Origin of the sequence: Methylobacterium sp. CCH7-A2, from assembly GCF_001557075.1 — a bacterium.
Taxonomy (GTDB): Bacteria; Pseudomonadota; Alphaproteobacteria; order Rhizobiales; family Beijerinckiaceae; genus Allobosea; species Allobosea massiliensis.
The window spans coordinates 1-711 of sequence record NZ_LSKN01000295.1 but is presented as its reverse complement, the minus strand read 5'-3'; the positions used below and the strand labels follow the sequence as shown (position 1 = coordinate 711).

General features: G+C 65.8%; 1 protein-coding gene. It reads left to right on the top strand.

The window, feature by feature from the left end:
• A partial coding sequence (locus AX750_RS22675) for an IS256 family transposase (protein ID WP_156462476.1) occupies positions 1-711 on the top strand: 711 nt, incomplete at both ends.

The window sequence follows — 711 nt, the reverse complement described above, 5'->3', positions numbered from 1 at the left end:
GGCCGATCGAGGGCGACTGGCCCTATCTCTGGATCGACGCGACCTATGTGAAGGTGCGCCAGGCCGGGCGGATCGTCTCGGTCGCTGTGATCGTCGCGGTCGGCGTCAACGGTGACGGAAGGCGCGAGGTGCTGGGCATGGACATCGGCCCCTCCGAGGCCGAAGTCTTCTGGACCGCATTCCTGCGCAAGCTGGCGCGGCGCGGCCTGCGCGGCGTCAAGCTCGTCGTCTCCGACAGCCATGAGGGCATCAAGGCGGCCGTCTCGAAGGTTCTCACCGCGACCTGGCAACGCTGCCGGGTTCACTTCATGAGGAACGCGCTCGCCCATGCCGGCCGCTCGGGACGCCGCGTCGTCTGCGCCTTCATCGCCACGGCGTTCGCCCAGGACAATGCGGCGGCCGCAAGCCAGCAATGGCGCAGGGTCGCCGACCAACTCAGGCCGACCGTCCCCAAGCTCGCCGCGCTGATGGACACGGCCGAGACCGACGTGCTCGCCTACATGACCTTCCCGACGCAACATCGCGCTAAGCTGCACTCAACAAATCCGCTCGAACGCCTAAACGGCGAGATCAAGCGTCGCACCGAGGTCGTCGGCATCTTCCCGAACGAGGCGGCCATCACCAGGCTCGTCGGTGCAATCCTGCTCGAACAGAACGATGTGTATGGACCACCCCCGCCTTGCAAGATCTTTCTGAACAGTTCCGACGAAG